13 protein-coding genes are annotated in these 18887 nt (G+C 62.0%); 6 read left to right on the forward strand and 7 right to left on the reverse strand.

The window, feature by feature from the left end:
- Positions 1-10: 10 nt before the first annotated feature.
- The 3 genes from K6G35_RS07855 to K6G35_RS07865 are packed head-to-tail and all read right to left on the reverse strand — an operon-like array spanning position 11 to position 5819.
- Positions 11-1432, reverse strand: coding sequence for an efflux transporter outer membrane subunit (locus K6G35_RS07855; protein ID WP_035882406.1), 1422 nt, complete (start codon positions 1430-1432; stop codon positions 11-13).
- On the reverse strand, positions 1429-2625 hold the full coding sequence (locus K6G35_RS07860; RefSeq protein ID WP_186426547.1) for an efflux RND transporter periplasmic adaptor subunit: 1197 nt from the start codon (positions 2623-2625) through the stop codon (positions 1429-1431). Before K6G35_RS07860 ends, K6G35_RS07855 begins: the two co-directional genes overlap by 4 nt.
- Positions 2622-5819: an efflux RND transporter permease subunit gene (locus K6G35_RS07865; RefSeq protein ID WP_495676308.1), complete on the reverse strand. Its 3198-nt coding sequence runs from the start codon at positions 5817-5819 to the stop codon at positions 2622-2624. Before K6G35_RS07865 ends, K6G35_RS07860 begins: the two co-directional genes overlap by 4 nt.
- Before the next feature lie 178 nt (positions 5820-5997).
- On the opposite strand from K6G35_RS07865, the gene K6G35_RS07870 reads away from it, so the two are divergent.
- Together K6G35_RS07870 and K6G35_RS07875 are read left to right on the forward strand one after the other, a co-directional pair.
- Positions 5998-6672 carry a heavy metal response regulator transcription factor gene (locus K6G35_RS07870; RefSeq protein WP_008651349.1) on the forward strand — a complete coding sequence of 225 codons (675 nt, stop codon included), beginning with the start codon at positions 5998-6000 and terminating at the stop codon, positions 6670-6672.
- Positions 6672-8081: a heavy metal sensor histidine kinase gene (locus K6G35_RS07875; RefSeq protein WP_495676309.1), complete on the forward strand. Its 1410-nt coding sequence runs from the start codon at positions 6672-6674 to the stop codon at positions 8079-8081. Before K6G35_RS07870 ends, K6G35_RS07875 begins: the two co-directional genes overlap by 1 nt.
- Before the next feature lie 380 nt (positions 8082-8461).
- Here K6G35_RS07875 and K6G35_RS07880 read toward each other — a convergent pair whose 3' ends face one another.
- From K6G35_RS07880 to K6G35_RS07890, 3 genes are all read right to left on the reverse strand, one after another.
- Positions 8462-8989, reverse strand: coding sequence for a transporter suffix domain-containing protein (locus K6G35_RS07880; protein WP_008651345.1), 528 nt, complete (start codon positions 8987-8989; stop codon positions 8462-8464).
- Positions 8990-9216: 227 nt separating this feature from the next.
- Positions 9217-10215 carry a tripartite tricarboxylate transporter substrate binding protein gene (locus K6G35_RS07885; protein WP_035882403.1) on the reverse strand — a complete coding sequence of 333 codons (999 nt, stop codon included), beginning with the start codon at positions 10213-10215 and terminating at the stop codon, positions 9217-9219.
- Between the two features lie 34 nt (positions 10216-10249).
- A complete protein-coding gene (locus K6G35_RS07890; RefSeq protein ID WP_495676310.1) occupies positions 10250-11461 on the reverse strand; it encodes a CaiB/BaiF CoA transferase family protein in 1212 nt (403 codons plus the stop codon).
- Positions 11462-11597: 136 nt separating this feature from the next.
- Between K6G35_RS07890 and K6G35_RS07895 the strand changes: the two genes are divergently transcribed.
- The 3 genes from K6G35_RS07895 to K6G35_RS07905 all read left to right on the forward strand — a co-directional run bounded on the left by K6G35_RS07895 (position 11598) and on the right by K6G35_RS07905 (position 15871).
- Complete coding sequence (locus K6G35_RS07895) at positions 11598-12509, forward strand: LysR family transcriptional regulator (RefSeq protein ID WP_495676336.1); 912 nt, start codon at positions 11598-11600, stop codon at positions 12507-12509.
- Between the two features lie 538 nt (positions 12510-13047).
- On the forward strand, positions 13048-13932 hold the full coding sequence (locus tag K6G35_RS07900) for a transporter (RefSeq protein ID WP_234819104.1): 885 nt from the start codon (positions 13048-13050) through the stop codon (positions 13930-13932).
- Between the two features lie 274 nt (positions 13933-14206).
- Positions 14207-15871, forward strand: a complete 1665-nt coding sequence (locus K6G35_RS07905; protein ID WP_008651337.1) for an ABC-F family ATP-binding cassette domain-containing protein — start codon at positions 14207-14209, stop codon at positions 15869-15871.
- Positions 15872-16180: 309 nt separating this feature from the next.
- Here K6G35_RS07905 and K6G35_RS07910 read toward each other — a convergent pair whose 3' ends face one another.
- Positions 16181-18007, reverse strand: coding sequence for a sensor histidine kinase (locus tag K6G35_RS07910; protein ID WP_495676311.1), 1827 nt, complete (start codon positions 18005-18007; stop codon positions 16181-16183).
- 143 nt (positions 18008-18150) lie between these two features.
- Between K6G35_RS07910 and K6G35_RS07915 the strand changes: the two genes are divergently transcribed.
- On the forward strand, positions 18151-18819 hold the full coding sequence (locus K6G35_RS07915; protein WP_035882399.1) for a response regulator: 669 nt from the start codon (positions 18151-18153) through the stop codon (positions 18817-18819).
- The last annotated feature ends 68 nt before the right edge of the window (positions 18820-18887 follow it).

Genomic DNA, 18887 nt, shown 5'->3' on the forward strand with positions numbered 1-18887 from the left:
CGACGGACCGCTAAGGTTCGCCAACGGGCCTCTGAGCATCGGCCCCATCCTTAGCCTGCCAGCCTCCCCCAAGCGAGCGAAAGAGCGCGACGCTAGAGACCAGCTGACGTCGATGAATACTCTCGAGAGTGCGTTCGTTAGTGAGCGTCGTTGCCTCCACCACATTAACGTCGAGGTATGCCGCCGCTCCTTTCTTGTAGCGATCCGTCGCCTGCGCGAGCGCGCGTTGTGACGCCTGGACGGCGGCCTCCTGACTCGATGCAGCGTCCTTCAGGAGTCTCGTGGCCGCGTAGCTGTCCTCCACATCTTGCACCGCACTTAGCACGGTCTGCCGGTAGTCGGCTGCAGCAGCATCGAATTGCGCCTGGGCACTGTCCACGCCGGCTTGGCGCTTCCCTCCGTCGAAGATTGTCGCAGCCAGGGCAGGCCCCACCGCCCAGAACCGACCGGGGGCCGTAAGGAGTCCGGCCAAGCCTGAGCTCTCGACACCCCCGCTTAGATTGAGCATGAGACTCGGAAAGAACGCGGCCTTGGCAACGCCGATTTGGGAATTGGCCGCCGAAACACGACGCTCTACCGCGGCTATGTCCGGACGTCGCTTTAATAACTCGCTGGGAACTGCTGCAGGTATTTCAGGAAGTTGCGTTCCATAGGCGTCATGTGGTGCGATCGAAAACGTGCTGGCAGGCTCGCCCACCAGTGTTGCGAGCGCATGTTGCAGTTGGGTTCGCGCAAGGGTTAGGTCAGCCAATTGAGCTTTAGTACTGTCGCGCTGTGCTTGTGCCTGCGCAACGTCGCTCTCAGCCGCAATTCCGCCCTGATATCTGTTGGTGACCATCGCGAGCACCGAAGAATAGGCGTCCACAGTCTGCCGTAACAGCGATGCCTCGCGGTCAAGCGAGCGGATCGCAAAGTAATCCGTGGCGACTTCCGCCTGCAAGGTCAGCCGAACTGCGGCGACATCGTCCGCGCTTGCTTGCACCCGAGACGCTGCCGCATCGACAGTATTGCCGATTCGCCCAAATAGGTCAGGTTCCCAGGTCGCACTGAATCCAATAAGCCGGTCCGGCGTTGTCTTACCGGCCAGCGACCGGCCAACTACGTTTGCCGACACATGACTACTGGTAGCGCTAGCATTCGCGCCGGCTGTCGGAAAATACGCTGCGCGTGCAGCATCGGCCTGGGCCCGGGAATCCTGCAGCACAGCCATCGATTTCTTGAGCGTTTGGTTTGTCACGTCGATGCGTCGAATTAACGCATCAAGGTCGCCGTCATGGTAAGACGTCCACCACTCAGCGGGAATCCGACTCAGGACTGGATCGCTCGCTTCTGCATACTTCGCGGGAAGATCGATCTCCGGAACGTGGTAAATCGGTGCGAAAGAGCATCCCGCTAGCCATACACAAACCGCACTTACGGCCAGCCTCTTCACGATTTCGCTCCTTGCGACGCGACCATCTGCGGCGAAGACACTCTCACACGCGCGCCGCCGACGAGCCCATCCCCCGGGTTCACGATAACCTGGGCATTCGCAGCCAGCCCGCCCAAGACCTCTACGTGCGAACCAAAGTCACGTCCCAACTGGATCTTCTGAATCGCGACCTTCCCGTTTTGGTCGACGATTGCCACCGATGCTCCGCTGGCGGGAAACATAAGCGTACTCGCGGGTAGATCCAATCCCGCCCGATCCGCTTCCGGCACGATATGGGCCTCGGCGTAGGCACCTGGCAGGATCTTTCCACCTTGACTGTCCACGTCGAGCTCGACTCGGAGACTACGGGTCACCGGGTCCATTGCGCCCGCCGTCCGCGTAATCGCGGCCGGGAAATGGTGGTCTGGCGATTGCGGTAGCGTCAACCAAGCCTTGGTGCCAGGTGCAACTGCCGCGCTCACCGACTGCGGGACCTGAACATAGACCCGAAGACGGCTGCCAGCCGAGATGTGAAACAGTTCGCGCCCCTGGTTAGGCGCACTCCCCGCATCAATAAGCGCGCCGGCGTCTACGTTCCGCGCTGTGATCACACCATCAAACGGAGCCCGAATCTGCGTGTACGAAGCCAGTTGCGCGACGCGCGCGGTATTCGAACGTGCCGAAGCTAGCAATGCCGCTTTGGCCTGCATGTCAGCGACCTTCTGGTCGGTTTCCTGCTGCGCTACCGAGTTAGTGGACTGAAGATCCTTCCACCTGTCGGCTGTAGTCTTAGCGAGTGCGTAGTTGGCAGAGGCGGTCTCTTCGTCTGCGCGTGCCTGCCGAAGTTGGTCCGCAACTTCCGGAGCGTCGATCTCGGCCAGCAGTTGACCGGCCTTTACCTCGGTGCCGATATCCACATACCACTTTCGAAGGTAGCCATTCACCCGCGCGTGGATGGCCGCGTCCTGATAGGCGCGCACGTCGGCAGGCAGCGTGATCTCCTGCGAGGATGCCGCCGGCTTCGGGGAAACAATGCTGACAACCGGAGTTTGTGCGTCGACACTGCGCTTGTGCAGAGCAGCCTCACCATGCACGCGAGGGACGATTCCCACAATCAGCGCCGCCGCTGCCACTATCCCCATCGCGACTATTATCTTGATCTGCCTGCGGGGCAACGGCACGCGACTATTGTTCTTTCGTTCGATTTGGGTCATACCGGACTCTGTACTTTCATTGTGTTTTGGTGCGAGTTGGCTCGCTTTTCGAGCCAGCCATGCAAGACTGCGAAGAATGTGGGGACGAGCACGAGGGTCGCGACGGTTCCAAAAGCCAGACCGCCAATAACGACGCGGCCCAGCGGTGCGTTTTGCGCGCCCGCGCTTCCCGCTCCCAATGCCATGGGAACCATGCCGAACAGCATCGCAAGGGCCGTCATCACGACGGGCCGGAATCGTCCGAACCCTGCCTCATACGCTGCCTCCACGGCTCCCTTCCCTTCATTCAATAGCTCCCGGGCACGGCTAACAACGAGAATGCTGTTAGCCGTCGCAATGCCAACGCACATGATTGCCCCCGTCAGCGCAGGCACGCTAATCGTTGTGTAGGTGGCAAATAGCATCCATGCCATCCCGGACAGCGCGACCGGCAACGCGCCGACAATGGCAAGCGGGTCCAGCCACGACTGGAAGTTCACGACCATCAGCAGGTAGACCAGCGCAATGGCCGCAGCCAGTCCCGTAAGCAGTCCAGCAAACGAAGCGTGCATTGTTTGGACCTGACCGCGTACCACAATGCGAGAGCCAGCCGGCAGGCTTGGACGGACGCTGTCGACAACACGCTGCACGTCTGCAGACACTGCTCCCAGGTCACGGCCGCGCACAGAGCCAAACAAATCGAGTACCGGTTGTACGTTGTAGTGGGAAATCACACCCGGCTGGCTGCTTCGACTGACTGCGCCAAACTGGCCGAGCTGCGCCGCACCGCCCTGTCTCAGCATCTCTGCACCAATCCCGAGCGGGATATTCGACAGTGTCTGGAGGGAGTCCATTGCGTACTGCGGAACCGAAATCAGCAACGGGTAGCTCACCCCATTCTTGGGGTTCAGCCAGAAGTTCGGAGACGTCTGGCTGCTCCCCGACAACGCGATAAGAAGGTTCTGTGCTATGTCTCGTTGCTGCATCCCTGCCTGCAACGCACGAGTGCGGTCTACGTTTACCGTCAATGCAGGCTGATCATCCGGTTGCTGCAGATGTAGGTCGCTAAGGCCGCGCACGGCCGACAGCTTCCGCAACAAGTCATTTGCGACAGTGCGATTTCCCGCAGCATCATTACCCACGACCTGCACGTCAATCGGCGCAGGGAGGCCAAAGTTCAGGATTTGGCTGACCATATCGCCGGGCAAGAATGAAAAGCTCACGCCTGGGAATGCCACCGGTAGTTCGGCATCGAGCTTCTCGATGAGCGCCGATGACTTTCCAGCAGAGGGATTCAACGAGATCAGAATCTCGGCATCGCCCGTTCCGATGGGCAGCGCGGAGTCATAAGTCAAGTTGATGCCGCTGACGGGAAGGCCGATGTTGTCCACGATACTCGCAACGTGAGTGGGACCCACCGTTGTGCGGATCTTCGCCTCAACTTGATCAACCAGGCGCGCAGTCTCTTCAATCCGCGTACCTGTGCGCGCTCGCATATGAAGACGAATCTCCCCACTATCGACTGCCGGGAAGAAGTCCTGGCCCAGAAATGGCACCAAAGTCATTGAGCACACGCAGAGCATTGCGAAAAGTGCCATAGCGCGCCGCGGGGATCCCAATGCAAGCGCCAGAACATTTGCGTAGGACTGGCGGACACGCTCAAAACCTTGCTCGAATTTCGAATGCACGCTAGAGAACCAGCTGGCAAAGCGGCCTTCCGCATGATGCCCGCTACGCTCCCGGCTGAAGAGATAGTGGGCCAACGTGGGGATCAAGGTGCGCGAGAGGAAGTATGACGCCATCATCGCAAACACCACCGCCTCTGCGAGCGGAACGAACAGGTAACGAGCGACTCCGCTCAGCATGAACATCGGCAAGAACACGATGCAAATGCAGAGGGTAGATACGAGCGTCGGCAATGCAATTTGCGCGGACCCGTCCAGGATCGCGTCTTCCAGCGGCTTGCCCATTTCCCGGTGGTGCGTAATATTCTCGATCGCTACCGTTGCATCGTCGACTAGCACACCGACTGCAAGAGCCAAGCCGCCCAATGTCATGATGTTCAATGTTTGGCCCAATGCCGACAAAGCCATCAAGGCAGCCAAGACCGACAGCGGAATGGTGACAGCAATAATGAGAGTGGCCCGCCAGCTTCCAAGGAATAGCAGAATCATCGCCGCAGTCAGGCACGCGGCTATCAATGCTTCATGCAACACGCCGTCAATAGCAGATGTCACGAAGATTGACTGATCGGAGATGGGTTGCACCACCAGAGATTTTGGCAATCCGGCGGTCACGTCTGGAAGCAGTGCCTTGATCTGCGAGATGATGGAGAGCGTCGAAGCGTTCCCGCTCTTCTCGATCTCCAGGAGCGCAGAACGCTTTCCGTCACGCCGAACGACATTCAATTGAGGAGCGTAGCCGTCGCGTACCTGAGCGACGTCACGCACGTAGACCGTGCCGTCCGGCCCACTGCGAATTGGCAAGTCATTGAGTGCCGCGATGGTTTGGGTGCTGCCATTCAGGTCCACCCGATACTCAAGCGCGCCAATCTTTGCCGTTCCGCCCGGCAAGGTGAGATTCTGGGCGTTGATCGCATTGACCACATCGAGAGGCGACAGACCTCGCGCCTGCAGTGCTTCCGTATTGAGGTCGACAGCCACCTGGCGGACCTTGCCACCGTATGGCAGTGGAATCGATGCCCCTTGCACGGTTGCAAGCTGAGTGCGGATAAAGCTGTTACCCAGATCGTAGAGTTCTTGCTCGGGAAGCGTGTCGCTGCCTAGCGCTAGCCGGAGGATTGGGACGGTCGAGGCGTTGTAACTCAGCACCAGTGGAGCAGTCGTCCCTGGTGGCATCGTCTTCAGAAGCGATTGCGCACCGGACGTCGTCTGGGCTATAGCGCGATTTATGTCTGCCCCTGGGTGAAAGAACACCTTGATAACGCTTACGCCCGGCAGCGTTTGGGACTCGATATGCTCGATGTCATCCACGCTGTTGGTAAGGGAGCGCTCATATCCTGTCACGATCCGCTGCGACATATCTTGCGCAGAAAGGCCGTTGTAGCTCCACACGATGCTAACAACTGGGATGTCAATAGAAGGAAAAATGTCTGTCGGCGTGCGCAGAATGGCCAACGGCCCGCCCAAAAGCAAAAGTATTGCCAAGACGACAAACGTATATGGCCGACGTAGCGCAAGCCGCACAATCCACATGGTTCACTCCGGGCGCTGTCGGCGCCGATCATCCAGAATTAGCGGCGATTCTATGTACGCAACACCCTTTCAAACGGGGACGAAACGATTACAGTCTTGTCATCCAATAGGCGAACCTGCGCCGTTATCATCGGCTGCATCGTTTGAGCTGCGGCCCCGTGCAGCTGAGGATGAGAACATGAAGATCTTGGTAATCGAAGATGAACCTAAGACTGGCGAGTACCTCCGGAAGGGCCTCACCGAGTCATCTTTCGTCGTCGATCTTGCGTCGACTGGACGGGATGGCCTGCACCACGCCATCGACGGGGACTACGATCTGGTCATTCTTGATGTCATGCTGCCCGGCATGAACGGATGGGAAGTGCTCAAGGAACTCCGGGAACACAAAGATACGCCCGTGCTCTTCCTGACCGCACGCGATGAAGTCGAGGACAGAGTGAAAGGGCTCGAGCTTGGCGGCGATGACTACCTCGCAAAACCCTTTGCTTTCGTCGAATTGCTGGCGCGTGCCCGGACGCTGCTGCGGCGCGGGCCCGCGCGCGAAGCTGAGCGCATCGAAATCGAGGACTTGGAAATCGACCTTTTGCGTCACCGAGTCTCCCGAGGAGGAATACGCATCGACTTGTCGCCCAGGGAGTTCGCATTGCTCCACTTCCTCGCGCGACGACACGGCGAAGTTCTTAGTCGCACGCAAATCGCCTCACACGTTTGGGATATGAACTTCGACAGCGACACGAACGTCGTGGACGTGGCGATTCGACGCCTTCGAGCGAAGATGGATGACACCTACGCTCCCAAACTTATCCATAGCGTTCGCGGCATCGGCTACGTCCTTGAGAACCGACAGTCTTGATGCGTAAAAGGTCGCTTACCGCTCGGCTCGCACTTGCATTTGCCCTGATTGCCGGACTAACGTTTTCCGGCGTGGGAATCTATCTGTACGGGTCCCTCGCAAGCCAGATCATCGATCGCGACGACGCTGAACTTCTCCGCAAAGCCGCGCGAGCCCAACAGGAACTGGCTGAGCTTCGAAGCTCCCCCATTGAAAACCGATGGGAGGAGGTACTTGGCGTGGTGAAAGGAAACGAGGAGTTCGGCATCCGCATATTAGATGCGCGCGGCGTGCAGTTGGCGACGGCCGGTGCAAACTATGGGATAAAGCCGCTTGCTAGCGGCGCTTACGCCAAAGAGCGGGATGCGGCCGGGCCGATTCAGGCCTGGAGCACACCGAGTGACATGCCGGTACGCATGACCACTATCAAGGCCAACGTCAGCGGTGAGATGTCGCCAGTAGTGGTAGAACTGTTTCAGGTCGCTAGCAGTCGTGTTTCCCTCCTACGGGACTATCGCTGGAAACTATTTATCGCAGTCCTTCTGGGTACACTTGGCGCAGGCGGACTGGGATACGCAGCGCTTCAGGCTGGCATGGCGCCATTGCGAAGTATCGCAGCCGGCACGGCCTCAGTGACCTTCACAAGCGGAGCGCTACCCGTTGATCCATCCAGGCTGCCTGCAGAACTTGATGATTTGGCGCGCGCCCTGCAGAGAATGATTGACCGTCTCCGTGAACGGTACGATCGGCTTTCGCAGTTTTCAGCGGACCTAGCCCACGACTTCCGTACGCCAATTACCAACCTGCTCGGCCAGACCCAGGTTGCACTGAGCAGCGACAGATCTATTGAAGAGTATCAATCGCTGCTGGTCTCGAATGTTGAGGAGTATGAGCGCCTTTCTCGGATGATTGAGAACATGCTCTTCCTGGCAAGAGCCGACAATTCACGGGTTGCCATTCGCGCTACGGAGCTCGACCTTCGCGAAGAACTGCATCGGCAGGCAGACTACTTCGAATCGTTGGCGGAAGCACGGCAAATAACTATCCAAGTCAATGCGCAAGGGAAGGTTTTCGCAGACCCAACGCTATTCCGACGCGCGTTAAGTAACTTGCTGTCAAATGCAATCCGCTATGCCAATGAGGGCACCAGAGTAACCGTTCACGGTCGACACACTGGAGGTGTCGCTCAAGTTAAGGTGGAGAACGTCGGACCGGGCATTGCCCCGGAGCACCTTTCCCTGCTCTTCGACCGCTTTTTTCGCGCAGACCCCGCGCGCGCCAACTCTGGTGAGTCATCGGGAATTGGGCTTGCAATTGTCAAGACCATCATGGATCTTCACCACGGAGCGGTTTCTGTTCGCTCCGTGGTGAATGCCACTACGTCCTTTGAACTGGAGTTTCCTGACAATAGGACAATCCCGCATAGCTGACGGGCAACTCTTCGCTAACTCCCAAATCAGCTATCGCACTGGAGGCGGCCGACTACCTGCTTGCCTGGGCAGACCGCTGTATCTGGCGACTGAATCGATGACTCCACGCTCCCATTTCAAAGAACAATCGATAGCAAGTCGCTCAAGGCAGTGATTCGTTGAGGTCAGAGCAGAAAGACGCGCTTGATGAGGCGAGAACAATGGCCGAGGATATCCAAGCGTTCTTCTTTGATGGCCGAAGGGCCGAGACCGGCTGCAGATTCAACCGGTCGATGCAACAGCTTGATGGAATCGTTCAGTCGGTGTATCGAAGCTTAGTGTCTTGCGCCTGGTTGCTTTCAGTTTCTCGACTGGCGAGTTAGGAAATGGACCATTTCTGGTCACGCGCGAGACCCCGACCCGCCATCATCCATCGCTCTCGCAGTACGGGTGAACAGCGCCCGAAACTTGTTCCAGAAATCGCCACCGAGCACGAAGAAGCTTGCGACCAGCATCAGGTCGCCGACCAACTGTGCCTCCCACATCTTTGGCCGCAGCCCGGGCCAGATCGCATCCACGTAGGGTTCGAACATGGCCGAGGCCAGTGGCAGGCAGAACATCACGAGGCCGATGGCGTGACGTGTCGGCCCCACGGTGTCGCCGGGGCCGCTGAGGCGGCGCAACAGCAGAGCCTTCAGCCGCTCGAATCCCGGCTTGCCCATCACTGCGATGCTAGCCAGCAGCATGATCTTATTGACGACCACGATCCCGCCCGTCAGCGTCGCGATACCGGTGGCGGATACGCCCGCAAAGGCTGCGATTGGGACGAGGCCCCAAACCGCGTACGCGAGCACGAAGACACCAATGCCGGCGCGGAAGCGCCAAGTGCCCGGAGCGTGGGCTTCAGCCGGTGTGTCGGGAATCGTCATGCGCATCACCCTGGATAAGGAGTCCGCCATCAGACAATCGAGATGCTTCCCCCGAGGTCATGAATAACGCCGAACTCGGACGAAACTCAGTGTAGCCGACGGACTGCCAGGAGGGTTGGGCGGCTCGGCTGCGTCGGCGGATGGCCGTTCATGCTGCGGATTCAACCGGTCAATGCAACGGTTTGGTGGAACCGTTCAAAGAGGCGAACCACCACCGCCTGCGCGCGTCAGCTTGCACTGATGCCCTTGGCCTTGACGATGGCGCTCCAGCGGTCGTAGTCCTTGTTGAGGCGCGCCTGCATCTGCTTGCCGTCCTGGAACGATGCAATCGCCCCTGCGCTGACCAGCTTCTGCTGCAACTCCTTGTCCTTGCCGACGATGTCGCGCGTTTCGCTGGCAATCCGGTCGACGATGGCTTGCGGCGTGTCCAGTGGCGCGATCAGGCCGCCCCAGGAGTCGAAGTCAAAGCCCGGGAAGCCTTGCTCCGACACGGTCTTCACGCCAGGCAACAGCACGCGGGCGTTGGGCGAACTCAGCGCGATGGCCTTGAGCTTGCCGGCGCGGATATGAGGCAGGGCCGCCACGACGTCGGCGAACATGATGCCCACCTGGCCGCCGAGCAGGTCTGCCACGGCGGGCGCGCTACCCCGGTAAGGCACGTGCAGCACATCGAAGCCGCCGAGGTCCTTCAACTGCTCCATGGCCAGATGGCCGAAGCTGCCGGTGCCGGAACTGGTGTAGCTCAACGGCGTCTTGCTGGCCTTGGCGAAGCGGATCAGGTCGGGCAGCGTTTCGACATGGGGCACCACGGCCGGGTTGATGACGATGGCCATCGGCAGTACGTAGACCGTGGCCACGGACAAAAAGTCCTTCTTCACGTCATAGGCATTGGTCTTGTACATCAGCGGCGCCAGCAAGGCCGGCATGCCGAACATGGACAGGTTGTAGCCGTCGGCGGGGCTGCGGATAAAGCTGGCGGTGCCGATCGAGCCCGATGCGCCGGGCTTGTTTTCGATAATGACCTGTTGGCCGAGCCGTACCGACAGCTTCTGCGCCACGATGCGCGCGGCGGTATCGGTGGGGCCGCCGGCAGGGAATGCGACCACCATCTTGATGAACTTGTCAGGCCAGCCGGTCTTGGCCAGCACCGAAGGCATCACGGCGGCCATCGACGCGGCGGCGCCGGCCTTCAGTGCCTGGCGGCGGGTCAGTAGCAGCTTGGTCATTGTCTTGTCTCCTGTCGATCGAAAATTCGGGGTGTCAGATCACGCCTCTGGATTGCAGATCCGCGATGGCGCTGTCGTCGAGCTTCAGCAATTCCTTGAACACTTCGTGTGTGTGCTGTCCCATGTGCGGCGGCGGCATGCGCACGGGCAGGCGCTGCCCATCGAGCGCATATGGCGGGGCGAGCACCGCCTGGGCACCGGCCTCGCTATCCTCGAAGCGATGCAGCAGGCCAGCCTGCGCGGTGCGTTCCGATTGCAGGGCATCCAGCATGCCCAGCACCTCGCCGCACGGAATCTGCGCGGCCGTCAGGCGTTGCAGCAGTTCGGCACGCGTAAAGCGCTGCAGCCGCTCCCGTACCTCCGCGAGCAGCACGTCGCGATGGGCCGAGCGCGCCGTGTTGGTGGCAAAGCGTTCGTCATCAGCCCATTCGGGGCAGTCGACGACCTCGCGGCAGAAGCGCTGGAACTGTCCGTTGTTGCCGACCGTGATCACCAGCGGGCCATCGGCGGCCTCGAACACGCCGTACGGCACGATGGACGGATGTGCATTGCCGAACTTGGGCGGATCGCCGGCCTTGAGCAAGGCTTCCATGCCGTAGTAGGACGTGATCATCACGCCGCAGTCGTAGAGCGCCATTTGCACGTGGCGGCCACGGCCGGTGGACTGGCGCGCAAACAGCGCAGCCAGGATCGCCTGGGCCGAATACATGCCCGTGAACATGTCGACCGCTGCCACGCCGAACTTCAGCGGCCCCTGCCCGGCCTCGCCGTTGGTAGCCATCACGCCGGACTCGCCCTGCACGACGAGGTCGTAGCCCGGACGTTCGGCTTCCGGCGTAAAGCGCGCATAGCCGGAAATCGAGCAGTAGACCAGGCGCGGATTGATCTCGCTGAGCTGTTCGTAGCCCAGGCCGAGCTTCTCCGCGCCGCCCACCTTGAAATTCTGGATGACCACGTCGCACTGCGCGGCCAGTTGGCGTGCCAGCGCCAGACCGGCTTCGCTTTGCAGATCGAGCGTCACGGACCGCTTGTTGCGGTTCGCGCTATTGAAATAGGAGGTATTGCGCGTGCCGATGCGCACGCCCCAGTCTCGGGTGTCGTCGCCACGGGCGGGATGTTCCACCTTGATGACGTCCGCGCCCAGGTCGGCCAGCGCCATCGCGCACATCGGCCCTGCCAGCACACGCGACAGGTCCAGCACCCGCACGCCGGCCAGCGGCAGCGATGCCATGTTTTCTTGCTTCATTGATTGCGTCTCCCCGCGTCCGGATCTTTGCCTGCAGGGAGGTCCGGTTTTCTTTACCAGCGGTGATTGTCCATATGTTCCGAATGCTTGACAATTGCAACCGATTTTCAACATATATGAATACTCAAGGTTGACAATGGACCTGAACGCGCTGACATTGCTGGTCGAAATCATCGACGCCGGAAACCTGAGCCGAGCGGCAAGCCAGCTCGGCATGAGCCGCGCCAACGTGAGCAAGCGGCTCAACCATTTCGAGCGGCAGTTGGGCGCCGAACTACTGAGGCGCAGCACCCGGCAACTCGAACCCACGGAACTGGGGTGGCAGCTCTACGAACATGGCCGCGCCATCCGCCACGAGCTGATGGCGGCCCAGGAGTCGGTGCAGAGCCTGGGCAAGCGCCTGAGCGGCACGGTGCGGCTCAGCGTGCCAAGCGGATTCGGCCAGCACACCATGTCGGCCTGGTTTATCGAATTCATGACGATGTACCCGGCCATCACGCTCAATGTGATTTTCGATAACGACATCGAGGACCTAATCAAGGGCGCGGTGGACTTCTCCATCCGTGTCATGGCGGAAACGCCCGCCAATGTCGTGGCCCATAGCCTGGGCGATGTCGAGTACGTGGCCTGCGTCACGCCGGAGTTGGTGAGCCAATACGGCATGCCGCGCACGCTCGACGAGTTTCGAGACCTGCCGCTGATCACGTCCGAACTGACCGGCCAGAAACTTCACGCGGCGGGCCGGGCGGGCGCGGCCGGTGGGACACCGCATATCCGCCCCCGCCTGATGTCGGCCAATTTCTTCTTCCTGCGCGACGCCATCCTTCAGGGCCTGGGCGTTGGCCTGGTGCCCCGCTACATGGTGGACCGCGACCTGGCGGCCGGCACCTTGCTGCAGTTGCCCCTGCCTCCGCAGGACCTGGCATTCCTGCGCACCACCATGTACCTGCTGTACATGCCGGCCCGCTACCAGACGCGTGCGTTCACGACGCTGGTCGCCTTCCTGCGCGACAAGACTGCAAGCCGACGAGCCGAATTGCGCACATGAGTGCGAGGTGCGGAACCCACTACGTTGAGCACGGCACAACTGCCTGCCCTCGCGGAGACGGAAACGCGCGAGTGGTCCGCGGTGATCAAGCAGTCGAAGGCCCGAGTGGGTTGATTGGGCGGCAGATATCGTTGCTGACTCACTCGCCAGGCCGGGCCACAGTGCCTGCTCCTCTCTGACCACGATGACACCGCCCCCCCTGGCCGAGCATCGACGAGACCTCGGAATTGGCAGTGCCATAGCAGGAAGTCGGACCCACCGCCAGCATGCCGGCGGTGCGATGACCGCAATTCCCCAACATGCGGCCGTTCGCTCCCCACGATTGCAAGGCTGCGAAGGGGCGAATACGGCCGGTAGCATCAGACGGGCCAATTGAACGTATCCATGCAGGCTGGGCATTCGATGGCCCTTGTGCGCATGAGGATCGCACGAAGCATGTGCTTCGCCGATCCAACGCGCCCCATGCTAGTCTCATTGCACTTTGATCCGTGAGGCCGTCGGCATGGTCTGCCCTGGACGCACCCTGGTCACCTTGTGGATGTGGCTCGCCCTGTGGTGCTGCACAATGCCGGCCCATGCGCAAGAGCTCGAGCCACGCAGCTATTCTGCCGCACCTGTCGGGACAAACTTCCTCGCCGCTACCTATACCCGGCTCTCGGGGGATGTGCTGACTGACCCGTCGCTGCCCATCACCGATGTACGCTCCAGAATCAACATCTTCGGGGCCGGCTATGTGCACGTGTTTGACGTGGCCGGGCGGACTGCCTCCATCGGCCTGCTTGCACCCTTCGCGAGTGGCGACGTCAGTGGCAACGTGCTCGACGCGCCGAACGCGGTCCACCGGGCGGGGATCGGCGATGCCCGCGTGCGCTTGGCCATCAATCTCCTTGGCGGCCCTGCTCTGACGCCGGCCGAGTTCATGAAACGGGCGCCGGACACCATGCTCGGGGCGAGCCTCACAGTTGTCGCACCTACCGGCCAGTACGATGCCTCCCGGCTGGTCAACGTTGGGACCCACCGCTGGGCCTTCAAGCCGGAAATCGGCCTGTCTCAACCGTTCGGCAACTGGTTTACCGAGTTGTCTGCCGGGGTCTGGCTGTTCGGCGACAACAACGCTTATCTGGGCGACAAGCGGCGCGAACAGTCGCCGCTCGGCGTGTTGCAGTGGCATGCCGGCTATCAGTTCCGGCCCGCGCTGTGGGTCGCGGCAGACGCCGGCTTCTATAGCGGCGGCCGCACGTCGGTAAATGGCATCCCCAATGCAGATCGTCAACAGAACTCACGCTATGGCGTGACGCTGTCAGTCCCGATCGTGCCTGGTTGGTCGGCCAAGCTGGCGGCATCGAAGGGCCTCATCACCCGGGCGGCCGGTGACTACACGGCAATCACGCTGACGCTCCAATACCAGTGGATCAACCACTGAAGCATCAAACGGCCGAGAAGCAGGTCTGTCAGAGACGGCGACAGCTTCGCGGTGAGCATCCGACCGAGACCGGCCAGACTCAGCCATTGCCTTTAGGTCGTTGAGCGTCTGATGTGCGGTAGCGTTTGCCCTTCTCGAACATGGGAATTCTGCTTGCGAGAATTTACCGCAATGTGCGCTTGCCCCGCCGCCGGAACGCCCAGCGCGGCCAGAAAAGCGACAGCCCTGCACGCCCGGTCGGCTATCATGCCTATCCTCTCCGAAGTAGCTCCCTATGATTTCCGTCCGTAATGTCACGCTGCGTCGTGGCGTCAATGTCGTACTTGACCGCGCATCCGTCACTTTCAACCCCGGCGAAAAGATCGGTCTTGTCGGCCGCAATGGCGCCGGCAAATCGTCCTTCTTCGGCCTTCTCAACGGCACGCTGCATGAAGACAGCGGCGAGTTCTCGATTCCCGCCGCATGGAAGATGGGCCAGGTCGCGCAGGAGATGCCGGAGACCGAGCAAAGCGCGACCGACTTCGTAGTCGAGGGCGACACCGCGCTGTTGGCTGCGCAGACCGAAGTAGCCGCCGCCGAGGCCAGCGACGACGGCATGCGCATGGCGCACGCCTACATGGCCCTGCACGACGCCGGTGCGCACGATGCGCCTGCCCGCGCCCAAGCGCTGATCCTGGGCCTTGGCTTCAGTGCTGCGCAGCTTAGTCAGCCGGTCAACAGTTTCTCCGGCGGCTGGCGCATGCGACTGCAACTGGCGCGCGCGCTCATGTGCCCGTCCGACCTGCTGCTGCTCGACGAGCCAACGAATCACCTTGACCTCGACGCGCTGGTCTGGCTGGAAGCCTGGCTCAAGCGCTATCAAGGAACCCTCGTAGTGATCAGCCACGACCGCGAGTTTCTCGATGCGGTGACGCAGGTGACGGTGCACGTCGACAACGCCCAACTCGTGCGCTATGGCGGCAACTACAGCAAATTTGAAGACATGCGAGCAGAACAGCTCGTATTGCAGCAGGCCGCGATGGCCAAGCAGGCGGACAAGATCGCCCACCTGCAGAAGTTCATCGACCGCTTCAAGGCCAAGGCCTCGAAGGCGAAGCAGGCGCAGAGCCGTGTCAAGGCGCTCGAACGCATGGAGAAGATCGCGCCAGTGCTTGCCGACGCAGAGTTCAACTTCGAGTTCAAGGAGCCGCTCAACGTCCCGAACCCGCTGCTGTCGATGCTGGACACGAGCTTCGGCTACCCGGCGCCAGCCGGCGCACTGCCGGGCACGCCGCCCACGGTCATCGTACGAGGCATCAACCGTTCCGTGCTGGCTGGGCAGCGCATCGGCATTCTCGGTGCCAACGGCCAGGGCAAGTCCACGCTGGTGAAGACGGTGGCACATGCGCTGGCGCCGATCGGCGGCGAAATCAGCGAAGGCAAAGGCCTGAATATCGGCTACTTCGCCCAGCAGGAACTCGACGTGCTGCGCCCGCTCGACACGCCGATGGAACACATGATCCGCCTTGCAAAGGACACACCGGCTCACATGCGCGCGCCCGGCCAGAGTGGAACCGAACAATCGCTTCGCACCTTCCTTGGCACCTTCAACTTCAGTGGCGACATGGTCCATCAGGCGGTCAGCACGATGAGCGGCGGCGAAAAGGCGCGGCTCGTGCTGTGCATGATCGTATGGCAGCGCCCGAACCTGCTGCTGCTCGACGAACCGACCAACCACCTCGACTTGTCCACACGCGAAGCGCTAGGCATGGCGCTCAACGAATTCGAAGGCACCGTGATGCTGGTCAGTCACGACCGCGCTCTGCTGCGCGCCGTTTGTGACGAGTTCTGGCTGGTCACCAAGGGCGGCGTCGAGCCCTTCGACGGCGATCTGGATGATTACCAGCAGTTTTTGCGCGACGAAGCCCGTCGCTTGCGCGAGCAGGCTGCCGCAGCGTAGAGGCACATCGCCTGAAGCGGGTCAATGCGAACACGTGCCCTTCACAGGTTTCAGCGTGAAGGGCACCGTTGAGCGCAACGTGACTGATTCGAACTCCGGCGTCGAAATCAATCCCGGGGGTTCGCTGTTCGAATCCAATAGGGAACTTCTGCGGGGCGCAGTGATTGGGCGACGGCAGTGGGCGTGGAAGTTGCCACTGCCGCCAAAATGTCCTCCGCGCGACCGTGCCGAGAGCCGAGACCGGCCATGCACAGAAGGGACAGAAGCAAGGCACAGGCGCTCCGCCGGTCGAACCGGCTGGCGACACGCTCAGACGAGCGCGCATTCGGTCGACGGTTGCCTGTCGCCCGTGCCGCCCACTTCCGCGATCAGTTCGCGCAGGCGCTCGGCCGCGATGGGCTTGTGCAGCACGCGCAAGCCGCTGGCGTGCAGGGCGCGCAGGCGATCGGGTGCCGTATCGCCGGTCACCAGTACCGCTGGCGTGTCGGTACCCAGCGTCTGGCGCAACGCGGCCACCGCGTCGATGCCGGTCACGCCGTTACCCAGTCGATAGTCGGCGAGGATCAGCCCGATCGGCGCCTGCGTATCGGCGGCCGCCGCCGCGTGGGCGGCCAGCACGTCGTCGACGGTGGCCCCGGCGTAGACCGGATGGCCCCACAGCGCCAGCAGTCCACCCAGTGCCGAGCGAATGCCTGCGTCGTCATCAATCAGCACGATGCCGATTGCCTGGGCCTGGGCGTCGGCAGACATGGCGAAGACGTCGTCGCCCGCCACCACGCCCGGCCGCTGCGTCGGCATGGCCGCCAGCGGCACGGTGACGGCGAACACGGTGCCCCGGCCCGGAATGGACCGAAGCGTCACCCGATGACCCAGCAGCGCGGCCAGCCGGCGCACGATCGCCAGTCCCAGCCCCAGGCCTTGCCCGTCGGGACGGCGCGCATCGGGCAACTGCGTGAACTCGTCGAAAATGCGCGCCTGCTCCGCCTCGGGAATGCCCGGCCCCTGGTCGATGACCTGGATTTCCACCGCGCCCGTCCGACGCCGGCAACCCACCAGCACACGTGCGCCCGGCGCATAGCGCAACGCATTCGACAGCAGGTTGTCGATGATGCGATGCAGCAGCGCGGGGTCTGTGTCGATCCAGACATCGGCGCCATGCACCCGCAGCTGGCCGCCCTGCTCCCGGGCCAACTGCGCGTACTCATCGCCCATATCGACCAGCCAGGTGCCGAGCCACAGCGGCTGGCGACGCACCGGCATCAGCCCGGCATCGAGCCGCGACGCGTCGAGCAGACCGTCAAGCATGGTGCCGATCTTGTCGAGCGTACCGTCGAGCCGCCCGGCGATGTGGGCAGCCTGCGCGGCGGGCACATCCTTGCGGCGCGCCAGGCCGGCGAGCGTGGCGGTCAGCAGGCCCAGCGCGTAAACCGGTTGCCGCAGGTCGTGGCTTGCGGCGGCCAGGAAGCGCGTCTTCGCCAGATCGGCTTCGGTGGCGCGGTCGCGCTCATGCTTGAGTTCACCGATCAGGGCCAGGTTCTCGAAGCGCAGCCGCACGCTCTCGCGCAGCGTGCGGTGCGTGTTGCGGCTGTAGTACAGGTTCACCGCCAGCAGGCACAGCGTGAACAGCAGGTAGATCCTGTAGACCGTGCCGTCGTGAGCGAGGCAGTACAGCGCGAACGGTGCCAGCATGGCCACGATGGTGCCGATGGCCGTGGGCCGATGTGCCGATAGCGATGGCACGGCCCCGCCGGACATGCCGGCCAGCACGACACAGGCAAACGCCACCAGCGCCGGCTGTTCTGGCAGCAGCCACGAGGATCCCACCAGGCCCCACAACAGTGCAGACAGCCACGACATCACCATGAAGCTGCGCGCCCAACGGGCCGGCACGATCGCGCCCCGCTGGCGGAAGAAATGGATCGAATGCACGATCCTTAGCGCGGTCAGCACGTAGATCGCACCGGTCCAGATCAGCAGGACGGCCATCGGCACGCTGTCTCGCAGGATCGCGATCACGGGCAGCGGGATGACGAAGTTTGCCGCCAGCACCGCGTTCGACTGCCGGTATAGCAGACGCACCATTTCGACGTCAGTCGGATCGGCGCCCGTTGCGCCAGGCAGTTCTTCTTGCGTCATCGGGGTGGCAGTTGGCGGGAAAAAAGCGGGAGTAAGTGAAGTCGGCGCCTGATATTATCCGTTTGCCAGCGAACAGACAAAGCGCCCTTTTTTCAGGCCGCGCCAATGTCCGCGACATCCGCAATCCTCCACGCCCCAACCCCATGACCGCTTTGCCCTCGCCCACCCGCATTGCGCTCGCCGACGATCACGCCATCGTGCTCGAAGGATTGAAGCTGCTGCTGTCGGTGGTGGACGGCGTGACGGTGGTGGGCACCGCCGTGGATGGCGCCGCGCTGCGCACGCTGCTGGCCACGCAGCCGGTGGACCTGCTGGTGCTGGACCTGCATATGCCGGCGCTTGACGTGCGGCAGTTCCTGGGCGAGGCGCGGACCCGCTTCCCTGCGATGCGCGTGTTGGTGCTGACCGGCGATGGCGATGCGGAGGCGATGTCCGTCGCCATGGCGGCGGGCGCGCACGGCTTCCTCGTCAAGCGCAGCGATGTCAGCGAACTGCTGCCCGCCATCGAGGCGCTACGCCTGGGCCAGCCCTATATCGGCGCGGGAATCGGCCACGGCGCGCATGTTGACCAGCGCCCGCGCGGGCACGCCGCCGCGACGGTGCCAGATGCCGACGACGTGCTGACCCGCCGCGAATGCCAGATCCTGGCGCTGATCGCGCGTGGCGCCACGGCCAGCGAGATCGCGGCCGAACTGGGCATCAGCCCGCTCACCGTCCGCAAGCATCGCGAGAACCTGATGCGCAAGCTGTCGCTGCACAACACGGCAGAACTGGTGGCCCATGCGGTCCGGGTGGGTTTGCGGACCGTATAGCTCCGATCCCCTCCGCCAACAGCCCTCCGCCCGTTCCGCCACGCCAGTTTTCACCGCGCCACCCCCCC

This window comes from Cupriavidus sp. HY129, assembly GCF_059492215.1.